The organism is Arhodomonas sp. KWT, assembly GCF_010993615.1.
The window spans coordinates 1-1,427 of record NZ_WNXE01000021.1 but is presented as its reverse complement, the minus strand read 5'-3'; the positions used below and the strand labels follow the sequence as shown (position 1 = coordinate 1,427).

The window sequence follows — 1,427 nt, the reverse complement described above, 5'->3', positions numbered from 1 at the left end:
CACGATGCCGTGCCGGCCGCGCAGCACGGCGATGGCGACCAGGAACAGCGGCGTGACCAGCAGGAGACGCACGCTCCCGAGTACCAGCGGTGGCAGTGCCCCCGCGGTGAATGCCAGTCTCGCAACGATGCTGGTGGTGCTCCACAGCCCCGCGGCGGTGGCGACCAGCGCCGCGCCGCGGAGTGAGGCGCCATCCCGGCCGTCCCCGGTGCGTGCGCCCGGCATCCTCAGGCGCTCGCGGGTTCCGGCCCGCGCAGCCGGGCCATACCCGCGCGATAGAGGGTAACGGCGGTGGCGCCGGCGGCGAGATTGCCCGCCAGGGCTCCGGCGAATGCACCGGTCAGCCCGACGAGCTGGGCACCGACCCAGAGTGCCGGCAGGTAGCACGCGAAGAGTCGTAGCGCCGAGGTGATCATGGCGCGCAGCGGCAGTCCCAGTGCGTTGTTCACAGAGACCATGATCATGGTCACCCCGAGTGCCCCAAAGCTCCACGGCACCAGCCGGAGATAGGCGGCGAGGCGGTCAGCCACGGCCGGATCCGCGCTCAGCACCCCCGCCAGCGGCGTGCTCGCCAGGAACCAGATCAGCGCGAGCAGCAGCTGCCAGGCGAGCACGAAGCCCACGGCGAGGCGCACCAGCCGGCGGATCGTGACGATATCGCCCGCACCACGCAGCCGCCCGACCAGCGGCGGCAGGGACATGGTCAGCGCGAGCACGACCACGATGGAAAAGAACTCCATGCGAGTACCCAGGCCCCAGGCACCGACCGCGTCCACGCCGAAACCGGCGATTACCCGCGTGGCGAGCATTGCCGAGAGCGGTGGCATGAGCTGGCTGAGCATCGCCGGCCCGCTGATGGCGGCAATGCCGCCCAGTGCCCGCAGCACCCCCAGAACGCGCACGTCCAGGCGCAGGCACTGGCGACGGGCCAGGGCGGGGTAGACCGCCAGCGCGCCGACGCCGAAGGCGGTGAGCGTCGCCCAGGCGGCACCGGGCAGACCCCAGTCGAAGACGAAGATGAACAGCGGGTCCAGCACCAGGTTGATCAGGCTGGTGAGGACCATCCACAGTCCGGGCAGGCGGGTGTTGCCGTGGGCGCGCAGCACGCTGTAACCGAAGTACAGGAACGCCCCCATCCACGCACTGGCGAGCCACGGCGCCCAGTACCGGGCGATCAGCGGCAGCAGCGAGGGTTCGGCGCCGAGCAGGCTCACCGCCCACGAGCGCAGGAACCACAGGATCACCACCAGCGCCAGCACGATCGCGCTGCCGGTCATCACCACCAGTCCACACAGACGCTGGGCGCGCTCGGGCTCGCCGCCGCCGAGCGCGCGCGAAACCAGCGCGGTGGTGGCGATGCCGATGCCCACCTGGGTGCCGATCACCAGCTGCATGAAGGGTATGGTGAAGCCCAGGGCGGCCAGCGG

At 71.3% G+C, this 1,427-nt stretch carries 2 protein-coding genes; both read right to left on the bottom strand.

Annotated elements, in window-relative coordinates; genetic code table 11:
- The coding region (locus G7A99_RS06100; protein WP_205599752.1) for a hypothetical protein at positions 1 to 225 on the bottom strand (225 nt) is incomplete at its 3' end.
- A 2-nt stretch (positions 226 to 227) separates the two neighbouring features.
- On the bottom strand, positions 228 to 1,427 hold a 1,200-nt coding region (locus G7A99_RS06095), incomplete at its 5' end, for an MATE family efflux transporter (RefSeq protein ID WP_163139205.1).